Source organism: Bradyrhizobium sp. AUGA SZCCT0176, assembly GCF_018130145.1.
In the GTDB taxonomy this organism is placed as follows: domain Bacteria; phylum Pseudomonadota; class Alphaproteobacteria; order Rhizobiales; family Xanthobacteraceae; genus Bradyrhizobium.
Map to the genome: position 1 here is coordinate 180,485 of NZ_JAFCMB010000008.1, position 13,264 is coordinate 193,748.

11 protein-coding genes are annotated in these 13,264 nt (G+C 63.8%); 7 read left to right on the forward strand and 4 right to left on the reverse strand.

The features are described from left to right. Window positions 1–27 precede the first annotated feature (27 nt). The 3 genes from JQ600_RS20690 (at window position 28) to JQ600_RS20700 (ending at window position 1,519) form a co-directional block, all read left to right on the forward strand. Window positions 28–195: a hypothetical protein gene (locus tag JQ600_RS20690; protein WP_212389718.1), complete on the forward strand. Its 168-nt coding sequence runs from the start codon at window positions 28–30 to the stop codon at window positions 193–195. 25 nt (window positions 196–220) lie between these two features. Continuing rightward, entirely contained in the window at window positions 221–640 is a 420-nt protein-coding gene (locus JQ600_RS20695; RefSeq protein ID WP_212389717.1) for a response regulator, read from the forward strand. A 117-nt stretch (window positions 641–757) separates the two neighbouring features. Then, on the forward strand, window positions 758–1,519 hold the full coding sequence (locus JQ600_RS20700; protein ID WP_212389716.1) for a Crp/Fnr family transcriptional regulator: 762 nt from the start codon (window positions 758–760) through the stop codon (window positions 1,517–1,519). 8 nt (window positions 1,520–1,527) lie between these two features. Here the strand turns inward: JQ600_RS20700 and JQ600_RS20705 are convergent, their stop codons facing one another. Further along, window positions 1,528–2,631: a mandelate racemase/muconate lactonizing enzyme family protein gene (locus tag JQ600_RS20705; RefSeq protein WP_212261898.1), complete on the reverse strand. Its 1,104-nt coding sequence runs from the start codon at window positions 2,629–2,631 to the stop codon at window positions 1,528–1,530. Between the two features lie 92 nt (window positions 2,632–2,723). Continuing rightward, complete coding sequence (locus tag JQ600_RS20710; protein WP_212389715.1) at window positions 2,724–6,449, reverse strand: DUF3971 domain-containing protein; 3,726 nt, start codon at window positions 6,447–6,449, stop codon at window positions 2,724–2,726. 228 nt (window positions 6,450–6,677) lie between these two features. On the opposite strand from JQ600_RS20710, the gene JQ600_RS20715 reads away from it, so the two are divergent. Together JQ600_RS20715 and JQ600_RS20720 are read left to right on the forward strand one after the other, a co-directional pair. Next, the gene (locus tag JQ600_RS20715; protein WP_212490070.1) at window positions 6,678–7,487 is read left to right on the forward strand and encodes a peroxiredoxin; all 810 of its coding nucleotides are present in this window, start codon (window positions 6,678–6,680) and stop codon (window positions 7,485–7,487) included. Between the two features lie 101 nt (window positions 7,488–7,588). Then, complete coding sequence (locus JQ600_RS20720) at window positions 7,589–8,938, forward strand: peptidoglycan DD-metalloendopeptidase family protein (protein WP_212490071.1); 1,350 nt, start codon at window positions 7,589–7,591, stop codon at window positions 8,936–8,938. A 44-nt stretch (window positions 8,939–8,982) separates the two neighbouring features. Here JQ600_RS20720 and JQ600_RS20725 read toward each other — a convergent pair whose 3' ends face one another. Both JQ600_RS20725 and JQ600_RS20730 read right to left on the reverse strand, forming a co-directional pair. Beyond that, entirely contained in the window at window positions 8,983–10,161 is a 1,179-nt protein-coding gene (locus tag JQ600_RS20725) for a DUF5666 domain-containing protein (RefSeq protein WP_212490072.1), read from the reverse strand. Then, complete coding sequence (locus tag JQ600_RS20730) at window positions 10,158–11,024, reverse strand: DUF6502 family protein (RefSeq protein ID WP_212389711.1); 867 nt, start codon at window positions 11,022–11,024, stop codon at window positions 10,158–10,160. Before JQ600_RS20730 ends, JQ600_RS20725 begins: the two co-directional genes overlap by 4 nt. Window positions 11,025–11,138: 114 nt before the next feature. Here JQ600_RS20730 and JQ600_RS20735 point away from each other — a divergent pair, with 114 nt between their 5' ends. Continuing rightward, window positions 11,139–11,309 (forward strand): hypothetical protein, encoded by a 171-nt coding sequence (locus JQ600_RS20735; protein WP_212389710.1) that lies wholly within the window; start codon window positions 11,139–11,141, stop codon window positions 11,307–11,309. A 17-nt stretch (window positions 11,310–11,326) separates the two neighbouring features. Beyond that, a complete protein-coding gene (locus JQ600_RS20740; protein ID WP_212389709.1) occupies window positions 11,327–13,264 on the forward strand; it encodes a glycosyltransferase in 1,938 nt (645 codons plus the stop codon).

Consider the following 13,264-nt stretch of genomic DNA (forward strand, 5'->3'; position numbering starts at 1 on the left):
ATCACTCACACTTTCCAGGAGGTGGGCATGCTCGATTCCGAAAGCGACCGAAACCGCGACCTTGAGTGCCTGCGCCTGGCATCGGACCTCATTGAACTCGCATCCATGTCGCTCACCCCGGACTTGAAGGCGCAGTGTCTGCGGATGGCAGCCGAATTGACCGAGCAGGCGAATCAGGGACACGGCAGGCAGTAGCCCGTTTAGGAAAGTTCCCGTCAACATGGCTGCAGAATTGCCCAGCAAATCACCGACCATCGTTCTGATCGTAGAGGACGACACACTGCTGCGGATGTGTGCCGCAGAGATTGTTGAGGAAGCAGGCTTTGCAGTCATTGAAGCTGCTGATGCAGACGCAGCGATGGCCCTGCTGGAATCCCGCTTAGACATTGCGTTGCTGCTCACAGATATCGACATGCCCGGCAGCATGAACGGATTGCAATTGGCCCACGCGGCGCGCAACCGGTGGCCGCCAATCAAAATTCTCGTCGTATCGGGACACGTGCGGCTACAGCCCTTCGAACTTCCGCAGGACAGCTTCTTTCTCGCAAAGCCTTACCAGACTGCGGCACTGGTCGAGGCGCTGTGTACGCTGGCGCCTCCCTTGGGCCATCCCTATCGGGAACCCAGCAATGTCCACTGAGCTGCTTTGCTCAGACGTGCGCACCATATTCGTGCAAATCTAACCTGCCCAATCTCATAGACTCTACTCTTGTGATGATCGGCCCGAAGCACTCGCATCAACACGCTGCCAAAAGCGATGTCCCAAGCACAAATGGACCATGACCCGCGAAGCAATCAACTGCTCGGCGCCCTGGAGCCGGACAGCCGCAAGAGAATAGATTCCTACCTCGAGCCCATCGATTTCCAGCTCGAAGAAATGGTCTGCGATGCCGGCGGTCTGCTCAAGCACGCCTATTTTCCGCAAGGCTCGGTTCTGTCGCTATTGACCGTTCTGGAAAATGGCGCCGCCATCGAGACTGCCAACATCGGTCGCGAAGGTGCGTTCGGCCTCTTTGCAGCCATGTACAGCCGCGTCTCGTTCAACCGCTGTCTCGTGCAACTCCCAGGTCATACAGTCCGTTGCCCGATCGAGCTGTTGCGATATGAATTCAAAAGCAGCGAACACGTGCGCGATCTGTTCGTGAGTTACTCGGAGACCCTGCTTTCACAGGTTCAGCAGACGGTTGCCTGCAATTCCATGCACACGACGGAAGAGCGCATGTGCAGGTGGCTATTGATGATGCACGACCGCGCCGGCGGTGAAGCGCTGCCTTACACACACGAGTTTCTTTCGCATATGCTCGGCGCGAACCGGAAATCCGTAACGCTTGCCGCGCAGTCGATGCAGACCGCCGGTCTCATCCATTATCGCCGCGGCACCATCCAGGTACTTGACCGAGCGGGCTTAGAGAAGGCGTCATGCGAATGTTACGCCATCGTCAAGGAGCGCTTCGATGCGTTCCTGACACCGCCTTCGACCGCGGTACAGGGCCACAACAAGGGCCGTACGGCCGGGTGAAGCCCCCGCTAGACCCGATAACGCTCCATAACCTCGCGGTCCGGCTCGTAACCGAGCCCCGGCCCTTCCGGCACCGCGACCGCGCCATCGGCTCCGACATCGATCGCACCGCGCCAAAGGCACGCGGCACGGTTCATATAAAAGAACTCGACGAAGGTCTTGTCGTCCCGCAACGACAGCAAGTGCAGCGTCGCCAGAAGGCCCGGACCGAAATAGGGCGAATGCGGCGCCAGCCTGACGCCCCTTTCGTCGGCCAGATCGACCACCTTCAAATATTCAGTGATGCCGCCGACCTTGGTCACCGAGGGCTGCGCGTAGCTGACCGCGCCCGCATCCATCATCAGGCGAAATTGATTGACGGTGCAGGCATTCTCACCGGCGGCGATATCGAGCCCGCCCTTCGTGCGGGTCTCCGCCAGCGCGGCAAAATCTTCCGGCGGCCATACCGGCTCCTCCAGAAACATCGGCGCGGCCGCCTTGCATTCATGCGCGAAGGCGATGGCTTCCGCCGACGTCATCGGGCAGTTCATGTCGACCATCAGCGGGATGCCGTCGCCGATCGCGCGCCGTGCGGCGAATACGGCTGATACCGTCGTCTCATGAAGCTTGATGGCGGTGTAACCCCGCCGCAGCGCCGTCTCGCATTCGCTGGCGACGAGATCGGGTGTTCCGATCCGCAGCAGGCTGGCATAGGCCGGAATCCGCGCCCGCTTGCGCGCGCCCAACAGGCGGTGAAGCGGGACGCCTTGCATGCGCGCCGCGAGGTCCCACAACGCGATATCGAGGGCGGAGATCGCGAACATCGTGATGCCGTAGCGGCCGAACAGATGCAGATTGCGCTGGATACGATCCATGAAGGCGGGAATATCAGCGGCGTCGGGGACCTCGAGACCTCGGGCCTGCGGCGCAATCATTTCATCGATGGCGGTGGCACAGGATCGCGGGCACACATAGCTGAAGGCGTCACCCCAGCCGGTCAATCCTGTATCCGTCGAGACCTCGACGAGAACGATTTCGAGCGCAGATATCGCTGACGCGCCCTGCTTGAAGCTCGCCACGCCGGCGTCATAGGGGATGCGAATGTGATGCGCACGGACGTCGGTGATCAGCATAACGCCAGCCTCCCTTTTTTGAAAGCTAGCGCGAGACGATGCCGATTGGCCAGATCAATCGCTGATGGCAAAATCCCTCAACCGCTCGCGCCCTAATTATTGGTCGGCGGGAATTCGATCGGGTTGTTCTGCTTGCCGGTGTTGAATTCGAAGATCTTGCGCAGCACGCCGGGCGCCATCGCTGAAATCGGATTGACGCGCAGTACCGGCGCGGCCGGAGTACCGACGACCTCATAGGTGACGCCGATCAAGCCCTCATTGCTGCCGCCGCCGAGGAACAGGCCGAGCACGGGAATCTGGCCGAACATGTTGTTGAGCCCGTACATCGGAACGAAGGTCCCGCTCATGCGAACGGAGTTGCCGATATAGTCGAGAGTGCCTTCGATGGTGGCGCCGATGGTCGGGCCCTTCACGACGCCGTCCCGGATCGTGAGATGTCCGCTTTGCCGGGTGAATTCCGCGCGCAACGCCGAGAACGACACGCCGTTCTGTACGCCTGCCGGTCCGCCCGCCGCCGCGCGCTCCAGTTCAGGAACGCCTTTGACGGAGAAGTCGCGGATATTGATCAGGCCCTCTTTGGCTGATGGTTCGACCGTCGGCGGTTCCATCGCGAGTGAGAGCTGACCGCCGAAGACCTTCGAGTTGGTATCGGTGAAGCGGAGGAACGCCCCGGCGTCATTGGTCTGCAGAATGATCAGGTCACGCCCCTGCCCCTGCACGCGACCGCGCAAATCGGCGGACACCGGCGAATCGCGCCCGACCTTGCCCGTCATCGCAAACGTCTTGATGACGCCATTGCGCCGGGACATCTTGGCGTCGACGCTGCGCAGCGCCTCGCCATTGTGGCCGGCGACCGCGCCGAGCTTGACGTCGATGTCCAGATCGATGTTCTTGGTCTTCTTGGCGTCGGCTTCCTTGCCCGAGATCGCCGATTTGAGGAAGCCGCGGCCGTCGAACACGTCGCCGCGCATCGTCACCTTCACTACGCCATCGGCGTTGCGTTCGGCTTTCAGCGAGGTCTTGTCGCCCTCCGACGGCGAGTAGGTCGGGAAGTTCGCGGTCATCAGCTCGCCATTCGCGTCGACTTCCAGCGAGCCCTTGATCGAGACGCCGCCACCGTCGACGACGATGTCCTGGAACAGCGTCGACTGCTCCTTTTTGACGACGCTGAAGGTCGCCTTGCCGGACCTGCCCGGTACCTTGACCCAACCCGGCAGGATGTTGTCGAGCCGGAGCGCGGTGAGATCGGCCTCGATACCGACGCGGCTGTCGTTTTCACCGATCTTGCCGATCAGTTTGATCGGGATTGCGCCGCTGACGGCCGGACCAAGATCGAGCCCAAGCCGCGCGCGGCTGGCGTCATCCAGTGTCGCCGACAGCTTGATGTCGGCGTCACCTTCGTTCGGCTTGCGATAATCCAGCGACGCAGCCTGGCCGTTGATCTTGACGTCGCCCCTGACCTGATAGCCGTTATTGTTGGCAACGACCTTCAGCGTGTTGGCCTCCAGCTTCTGGTTCATCACCAGCTTGTCGATGGAAACCCCGCCGAGATCGGCGGTCACGGAATAAGTGGTATCGGCCTTGGTCAGCACGCCCTTGACCGGCATGCCGAGCATGACGGTGGCCGTCACATTTCCCTTGCTCGCGTTCGGATCGACGAAGGTGGCGGATACGTCGCTGAGGCGATCGGATGCCAGAATCTCGGCCGCCGCCGGGATGGTGCCGTCGATGCGGAATTTGACCTTTGCCGGCGATGGCTTCGGCGCCATGTCCGGCACCTCGAAGGTGAAATCCGAAATGGTGACCTTGCGACCGGCCGGCGTATCGGCGATGCCCTGGCCGATGTTGACGGTGGCGGTGCGACCCGTCACCCGCGCCTTCAGGTCGGCGTCGCGCACGACCGGCATGTCATCGACGGGGCGCACCGTCACGCCCGTTGCCGTGATATTGACCGCCAGGCCGTCGTCGGGAATCGGCGGGCCCTTGCGCGACAAATTTCGCACCGGCGAATTGACGCCGACCTCGATGCGCTGGAGCGTGCCGCGTTCGATCCGCTCGATCACCCACTCGCGCACTTCCGGCACGATCAGAACCGGCCACATCCGCTTGAGCGCGGAGGCCGACATCGGCGTACCGGCAAAGCCAAGCTGGAGCCGCGCCTCGCCGGAATAATCGACGCTGCCGGTTCCGGCGACGCCGATCTCGCCATTGCTGATATCGGCCTGCGTCAGCAGAAAGCGCTTCCTTTCGGTGTCGAAGCGCATGCCGATCGCGATGCGATTGAAGATCAGCGGCTGTTCGCCCTCATTGCCGGCCAGCACGATGGTGCCGCCGCTCAACCCGGCCTGCCATTCGGTCGTGGTTCCATTCGGCGGCTCAAGATGGCCGAGCAGAGTTACCCGGTTTGCACCGGAAACGATCTTGAACGGGGCGACCAGCACGCGCCGCGCGGAATCCCATTCGACGTTCATTTCCGCCGCATCGATCGCCATTGGATAATCGGGCGTATCGCTGTCGATGATGTGGCCGGCACCGGCGGTCAGCTTGCCGCGGAAATAGGTCGGCAGGCCATCGCGGCCGAGTTCGCCTTTCAGCTCGCCCGATAGCGGCAGGTTTGCGCTGTAGGTGAGATCCTTGACCCGCATCGCCAGCAGAATATTGGCCGTCGGCACCTTGTCGGCACGCAGATCGACCGAGCGCACGCCGTTGGTCGGCGGCCCGATCACCGCCCGCAGCGACCATGGTCGGGCGCCCTCCTCGCCCACGCTCAGCGCCACGCCACCGGCGCTCGGCCGGCGAAGGCTCATGCTGATATTGTCGAACGTCCATTTGTTGCCGCGCTGCTGGTCGTCGACGACCAGATTGCCGTTCTTCAAGCCGATCTCGTTGAGATTTTGTCCGTCGAGACCGGTCAGGCTCAGGCTGTCGAGCCAATCGAGGCCGGCCAGCAATCCGTTCTGTGCCGTCTCGGGCGCCGACGTGCCAGGGGGCGGTGCCGGCCGCGGGAATGTGGGCGCCAAGCCAGCGTCGCGCTTCGAGGCTACGCCGGTCGCCAATGGTTTGGCCGTGTCACCGGCGGATACCGTCACCTGGCCATCCGGTGTGATTCGTACCGCGAGTTCGGCATCGACCAAATTGAGGCTCTCGGCGCGAAGCCGCCCCATCAACAACGCGGTGCCGGATAATCTCACTTCGGCTTTCGGGGCGCTTGCGACAATCGCCTGGTCGCGATCCCTGACCACGATGTCGCGGATACGCACCGCGATTCGAATTTTGCCGGCGCGCTCGATTTGCGTGCCACCGACCTCGACCGTATTGCCGTGCCCGATATTTTCCTCGATCGCCGCCGCAAGCCAGGGCGTCGCCAGGTCGAGATTGATCGGCCCGGCGCCGAGCCGCCACCAAAGCCCGCCGAAACAGCTGGCAAAGATCACGGCCAGCACCGCAATTACGACCGTCAGGCGCTTGACCCAACGTTCGCCGGTGACCCATCGGTTCAGCGCCGAGACATTGTCGCTGAACCGGTGAAAACGGGAATTGGAACGGGACAACAACCGTCGTGCCCGGTGGCGCGCCGCCTCGTCCTGGTCGGGATCCCAGCCGGCCTCGTCATCCCATTGCGAGATATGAGCCTCAGCACGCGGATTCGACCCTTGGGGTCCGGAACCCTGGGGTCCAGAACCTTTGAGCCCAGAACCTTGGAGCCCAGGACTTTGGGGCGAACTATTCCTAGCCATTGCCTCTCGGTGCTGGCGCTGAGGTTGATCGTCGCCGCAGGCGCGCCCATCGATCTGTATCGAGCGCTCCTGTGTCGGCATCGCTGCCAATCCTCGATTAATACTGTTACTCGTAGCCAGGCCCAAGGACTCAATCGCCGACTCAATCAAACGGACCTTCAACGAGCGGACGGGTGGTGCGTCGAATTCCTTGTAACCATACTCCGAGGTCATCAAACTTGCCCAGCGGCCGGAGCGAATCCGATAGGCCGGGACAAGACCCGCAATACCCTATTGGTTGATCCGCCGAAAGCGACGAAAGGAAGGCGTATGTCCAAGAAAACGCGCAAGAAATCCTCCAAGGGATCCGCAAAGACACCCGCAAAGACACCAGCCAGGTCACCCGCGAAGACACCTGCCAAGAAATCCGCCCACAAAACGATCCCGGCGAAGGCAGCCCGCAGTGGCTCGAAAGCTCCAGTCAAAACGCCCGCGGCCAAGGCCGGCAAGGTGGTCGCGAAGAAGTCCGGCACGGCAGCCAAGGGCGCCTTGACCAAAGAATCCCACAAGCCCGCATCGAAATCGTTAAAATCCAAGCCATCGACGGCACCGAAGCCTGATTTGACACCCATTCCCGAGGCCGCTGCGAAGCCGGACAGCAAACCAGGCTTGGTCTCGGGTCGGGTTGAAGGCGCCAAAGCGCCCAGCTTCCAGCTGCCCCGGGATGGTGGCGACAGCGTATCCTTGGCCGATTACGCCGGGCGGAAACTGGTACTGTTCTTCTACCCCCGAGCCGATACTCCCGGCTGCACGAGGGAGGCAATCGATTTCACCCGCCTCAAGGACGCGTTCGCCGAAAGCGGAACGGCCGTCTTGGGCATCTCCGCCGACACCGTGAAGGCCCAGGAGTCCTTTCGCGACAAGCACCAGCTCTCGATTCCTCTGATTTCGGATGAAAAACACGAGATGCTGGAGGCCTATGGCGCCTGGGGCGAAAAATCCATGTATGGCAGGACCTTCCTCGGGATTCTTCGCACGACCGTTCTGATCGGCAAGGACGGCAAGATCGCCAAAATCTGGCGCAACGTGCGGGTCGATGGCCACGCCGACGAGGTATTGGCCACAGCGCAAGGATTATAGTTTTCCAGGTTCCATTTCCCAAAAATTAACCATGAGTGGGTCAAATCGGCCTCGCAAATTGAGCCGTACGGAACCCCTGTCCGACCGGCGCGGGAGAGCCGATGTCGTACCGTTCCGGTCATCATTCCGAGTACCACCAGCACCATCATCCCCATGACAGCCGGACGCGACGTCCCGTGGCACAGGCCGCGGCACTCCCCCCGGCCAATGACGGCTATGCCATTGTCCATGCCGGCAAGCAGGTGCGGTTCGGGCCCGTGGTGTTCTGGATCGTCGTCGGCACGATCATCGTGCTCGGAATGTGGTCGGCGGCGACCGCCACCTATTTCGCCTTTCGCGACGACGTCCTGACCCGGCTGATCGCCCGCCAGGCCGAGATGCAATACGCCTATGAAGACCGCATCGCCGAGCTGCGCGCCAAGGTCGATCGCACCACCAGCCGCCAATTGCTCGACCAGGAACAGTTCGACCAGAAGCTCGACCAGATCATGAAGCGCCAGACCGCGCTGGAATCCCGCGCCACCGCGCTCGGCTCGATTCCGGACAGCACGGCCACCGGATCGATCCGGCCGCCGGCACGCGGCGCCGCCGCCGAGACCCCCGCTTCCGGGACACCGAAGCCCAGCCCGATCAGCGACACCGTGATCTTTGTGGCGCCGCCGGATCGTGAAGCCCGTCTGGAGTCGCGCGCACCGGTCGTGGTCAAGCAGCAAGCCAACCAGTACGCCAAGGTTCAGGGCGTCGACAACGTCCTGGTCCGCCTGCAGACCTCGCTCGACCAGGTTGAGCGGCGCCAGATGGCGGCGCTGAGCTCGGTCGAAGACAGCATGGAATCGCGCGTCCGCCGGATGCGCGGCGTGTTCACCGATCTCGGTCTCGACATGGCGCAACTCGAAGCCGCGACGCCACGTTCGGGCGTCGGCGGCCCCTTCGTTCCGGTGAAGCTTGGGGCCGATGCCGGCCCGTTCGAGCGCCAGCTCAACCGGATCAACGCCACCCGTGCCCAGGTCGAGCGGCTCAACCGCACGCTGGCACTGGTGCCCTATCGCAAACCCGTCGTCGGCGAAGTCGAGTTCACCTCCGGCTTCGGTGTTCGCAGCGATCCCTTCCTCGGTCGGCCGGCGATGCATACCGGCCTCGATTTCCGCGCTGCGACCGGCGATCCCGTGCGCGCGACCGCGAACGGCAAAGTGGCTTCATCGGGATGGATGGGCGGCTATGGCCGCATGGTCGAGATCGACCACGGCAATGGGTTATCGACCCGCTACGGCCATCTGTCGGAGATCCACGTCAGGGTCGGCGACGTCGTCAAGATCGGACAGGTGATCGGTGCGGTCGGCTCGACCGGCCGCTCGACCGGTCCGCATCTGCATTACGAAACACGGATCGACGGCGACGCGGTCGACCCGCAGAAGTTTTTGCGCGCTGGCGTGCGGCTCAGCGCCGGCTAGAACCGGATGCGATGACGCCGGTGTATATCGCATCGGCGGACCAACTACCGTCGACCACCGCCTCCCATTCCGCCTCCGCCGAAGCCGCCTGGGCCACCGCCACCGGGACCACCGAATCCTCCGGGTCCTGAAGGACCGCCCGGGAATCCGGGGCCGCCGGGTGACGCCGGACCACCGGGATCGCTGGCGCGACCCGGACCCGAAGAACCGGGTCCTTGCGCAGGCGAACCACCGGGAACGTGCGTGCCGCCCTGACCGGGCGCTGAGCCCGGAGCTCTGGCGGGACCAGCCGGATTTCCGATCGACGCACCCGGGAACTGGCTGACGGATTGAACGGACTCGACCCGCAGGCCGCGCGAGCTGTCGAGCACGGCGTTGACGACCACGCGTGAGTCGCCGGCCGCGGGTTGGAAGCGCGACACATCGCGCGCGACATAGCCCGACCCGAATTGCAGATTGTCGCCGACACGCCGTACGTAGCCTTCGATCGACAAACGGCTGGCCCCGGTCAGATCGGAAAAATCGTCCCGTCGCGCGTGCGCGACCTGCATCACGCCTTGCGCAAACTGCCCGTCGGCGTGAACGCGCTGACCGATCAGCGCCGGATCCGCACCGGCAAGACGCAAGCCACCGATCCGCACCCCGTCGCGATCGCGTTCCAGCAATCCTGTGACTCGCGTGGCGTTGTCGCGGCGCTTCTCGACGAGGCTGGCGACGATGACGCCGTCGGTTCGGCGCAATCCGGACACCGCGACGTAGGTACCGGGCCGCCAGGTTTCGCGCCCCATGAACGTCACCCGCTGGCCCAGCACCGACATCTCGCCTGCCCCGACGGATTGGATCGGTCCGATCACTTCGCTGACGGCCGAGATACCGCGGGTGGTCAGCGCGCCATTGGCCTGGCGCATCGCCACGACGCGCGCGACATGTCCGATCCGCAGCGCCTTCACCGACGCCGACTCGCCGTTGATCCGCACCGGCACGTCAGGCGCATAGCCGATGCGTTCACCGTTGACGAAGATGCTGCCGAAACGCTGGATGACCCCGACAATACCGGTACCGCCGATACCGTGATCGTCGCCGATTCTCGCGGCACCGGTGCCGCCGATACCCTGATCGTCGCCGCTGCGGCCGCCCCGGACCTGTGCCCAGGCCGAGGACACGCCCGCAAGCCAAAACCCCGCCAGCAGCGCCCGACGGGTGACGATCGGCGGTTTGCTCATGATTGGCCGCCTTCTTTGGCGTCATCGCCGTCCGGCGCCTCGTGGTAGATATAGACGCCGAAATTCCACCTGGCGTCGCCGCCCTTGTCCTTGGCGACCGCGCGGTTGGCTTCGCGGTTGGCGGTCTTCAGCGCATCCATCGCAAGTTCGCGCGAACGAGCTTCGAGGCGCTTTGCCAATTTGGGCGACAGACCGTCGTAATGCACCGCGCGCTCGAGGAAGCGCGGCGTGACGGCCGAAACGTTGTCCGCCGCCGCGGCGACGTGGTCGTGCAAATTGCGGCCGAGATAGTGCCATTTGCGGTCGTCGTCGCCGCGCGGAACGAAGGCGGTATCGACCAGCACGATCTCTTCATTCGCGTTGATGCTGACAAGTTGCCGGTCGAGCCATTCATCCAGCACCGCGCGTGGCCGGACGTCCTTGGTGACCGATTCGACGAGCGCCTCGAACGACGGCGCGTCACCGTCAGCGGTGCGCGGCAATGGCAAGGGGTCGCCGGCCTTGTCGGTGAATTCGGGCGCGGCCATCCAGCGGGCGATGATCGCGCTGGTACGCGACAGCGTGGCCGGCGTTTCGTTGACGGGCGTGCCGGCACCGCGCAGCCGGGCCACTTCCTTGCGGTGGATCCCGGTCAGCAGACTGACCCGGCTGTCGGTCTGCTCCTTGCCATCAAGCGCGAAGTCATGCTCGGCGACATTGACGAAGAGTTCGCGCAGCAGCTGCGCCAGCGCGGGAAACGTCATGCCGCCGCGGATGCATAACCGCACCAGCGGACGCAGCAGGCGCGCCAGCGGCGCCTGCAGACGGTCCGCGGCGATCGGTTGATGCGAGGCCGGCTTTGGCGGCGGCGGGTTAGCACTCATGGCGAATTGTAGCCGCGCCCGGCGTGGGACACAATCCCACTTTTTTGCGGTTGGTTATTGACGTGTGAAATTTTCCCACATATACGCAAATCATCCAACCAGGGGAACCCAACCATGCACGTCCTTTCGCCCCGCAATTCCGCTCCATCCCTCCCGGCGGCACATCACCTCGCCCAAAGCGCGAGGCCGGCGGTCGTCGTGCCCGTGCTGCCGGCGCTGATCCGCTGCGTGACCTTTTTTGCCGCGCTGGCGACGCCGTTCGTCGCTGCCCTTTTGATCCGCTGACCGGCGCGAGCTGCATGATGACTTCGATCGACGCTTCCGCCCGCCGCCTGTCGGTGCTTCACATCTTCAAGGTTTATTATCCCGACCTGTTCGGCGGGACTCTCACCGTCATCCGCGACATCTGCACCGGACTGAAGGCCAGCTTCGCCTTCGCCGTGCTGGCCTGTTCCAGCGCGAATGGACGCCGCCGGATCGTCGTGCACGACGTGCCGGTCGAGCGCGTGCGCTCGTTCGGCGACATCCTGTCACTGCCGTTTGCGCCGACCTATCCGTTGCGGCTGTGGCGCCGGATCGCACAGCACGATCTGCTGGTGCTTCATGCGCCTTTTCCGCTGGCCGACCTCGTGTTCGCGCTCGGCTTTGGCCGCAAGCGGCCGCTCGTCGTGCACTGGCATGCCGACATCGTCACGCACGCCAGACTCAGGCGGTTCGTCGAGCCGCTGATGCGCCGGACCCTCTCGCGGGCGGAAGCGATCATCGTCTCCGACCGCGCCCTCCTGGACGAAACCCCGTTGCTGCGCGAATTCGCCGACAAATGCCACGTCGTCCCCTTTGGCATCGATGTCTCGAAGTATGAGCGGCCGGTCCCGCGTCACCCCGACCTCAAGGTCGGGCACGATCGCGGGCGGCTGGTGCTCGCTTGCGGCCGCCTTGTTCCCTATAAGGGCTTCGACGTGCTGATCCGGGCCGCTGTCGGCCAGACCTTCGAGGTCTGGATCGTTGGCGAGGGCCGCGAACGCGCGAGGCTGGAGCAGCTGATCCAGAGCCTCGGCGTCGCCGATCGCGTACGGCTGCTCGGCTCCGTTCCCGACAGTGAACTGGTCAAACTGATGTACATCGCTGATGTCTTCGTGATGCCGTCGGTGACGTCGGCGGAAACCTTCGGACTGGTTCAACTGGAAGCGATGGCGGCAGGTCGCCCGGTCATCAACACCTCGCTCGACACCGCCGTTCCACACGTCGCACGTGATGGGATCGAGGCCATCACCGTGCCGCCGGGCGACCACCGCAAGCTGGCAGAAGCGATCGACGTCCTGATCCGCGACCCGGAGCGACGGCAGCGCATGGGGCTTGCCGCCCGCCGGCGCGCCATGTCGAAATACTCCACCACACAATTCAAGCAGGCGATCGAAGCGATCTATCTCGATGCCGTCACCAGCAAGGAGGGGGTGCGGTCCGCCCGCGCCATGCGATCCGAAACCGCCGGGCTCGTCGGCGCTGTCAGGATCGCCGCCACCCTCGCCTGGTCGGATATGCGTCACCGTTACGTCCGCTCGCTGCTGGGTCCGTTCTGGATGTCGATCCAGATGGCGATCATGGTCGCGGTGCTGGGCTCGGTGATCGGACATTTGTCCAACGCCAATGCCGTCGCGCGGCTTCCGATGCTGGCGATCAGCCTGACGGCCTGGACCTTTCTCAACAACGTCGTGCTGGATGCGACGACGGCGCTGCAGAATTCGGCCGGCCTGATCAAGGATCGCGCGCTGCCGCCAGTGACCTTCCTGCTGCAATGCCTGTTCCGGCAGGCGCTGTTCGCGCTCCACAATGCCAGCGTGCCGTTGCTCCTCTGGCTGGCCCTGTCCCGGACCGATATCGAAGGCTGTATCGCGGCCCTGCCGGGACTTGCGCTGTTCGTCGCCTGCACGCTTGGCCTCGGCCTGGTCCTCGGCGCATTGGCGACGCGATTTCGCGACATGAAGCCGATCATCGAATCGACGCTGACGCTGGCTTTCCTGTCCTCCCCGGTGATCTGGACGGCGGAAATGATCAATCCGAATTCCACGGTCATGCGGCTTAATCCGCTGACGCATTTGTTCGCCGTGTGGCGCGAACCGCTGGCGACCGGCCATGTCAGCATGATCAGCATCGTTTACGCCCTGGTGTGCGTTGCCGTACTGGCGGTCGCGAGCGTCGTGACGGTCAAGCAGCTGCGCAAAGCCGCGTTCTGGATCTGA

What these genes read in the sequence shown, in the direction of transcription:
- JQ600_RS20715 (WP_212490070.1), top strand. Translation starts at nt 6,678, where the DNA reads ATGTCCAAGAAAACGCGCAAGAAATCCTCCAAGGGATCCGCAAAGACA.
- JQ600_RS20705 (WP_212261898.1), bottom strand. Translation starts at nt 2,631, where the DNA reads ATGCTGATCACCGACGTCCGTGCGCATCACATTCGCATCCCCTATGAC.
- JQ600_RS20720 (WP_212490071.1), top strand. Translation starts at nt 7,589, where the DNA reads ATGTCGTACCGTTCCGGTCATCATTCCGAGTACCACCAGCACCATCAT.
- JQ600_RS20695 (WP_212389717.1), top strand. Translation starts at nt 221, where the DNA reads ATGGCTGCAGAATTGCCCAGCAAATCACCGACCATCGTTCTGATCGTA.
- JQ600_RS20710 (WP_212389715.1), bottom strand. Translation starts at nt 6,449, where the DNA reads ATGCCGACACAGGAGCGCTCGATACAGATCGATGGGCGCGCCTGCGGC.
- JQ600_RS20735 (WP_212389710.1), top strand. Translation starts at nt 11,139, where the DNA reads ATGCACGTCCTTTCGCCCCGCAATTCCGCTCCATCCCTCCCGGCGGCA.
- JQ600_RS20690 (WP_212389718.1), top strand. Translation starts at nt 28, where the DNA reads ATGCTCGATTCCGAAAGCGACCGAAACCGCGACCTTGAGTGCCTGCGC.
- JQ600_RS20730 (WP_212389711.1), bottom strand. Translation starts at nt 11,024, where the DNA reads ATGAGTGCTAACCCGCCGCCGCCAAAGCCGGCCTCGCATCAACCGATC.
- JQ600_RS20740 (WP_212389709.1), top strand. Translation starts at nt 11,327, where the DNA reads ATGACTTCGATCGACGCTTCCGCCCGCCGCCTGTCGGTGCTTCACATC.
- JQ600_RS20725 (WP_212490072.1), bottom strand. Translation starts at nt 10,161, where the DNA reads ATGAGCAAACCGCCGATCGTCACCCGTCGGGCGCTGCTGGCGGGGTTT.
- JQ600_RS20700 (WP_212389716.1), top strand. Translation starts at nt 758, where the DNA reads ATGTCCCAAGCACAAATGGACCATGACCCGCGAAGCAATCAACTGCTC.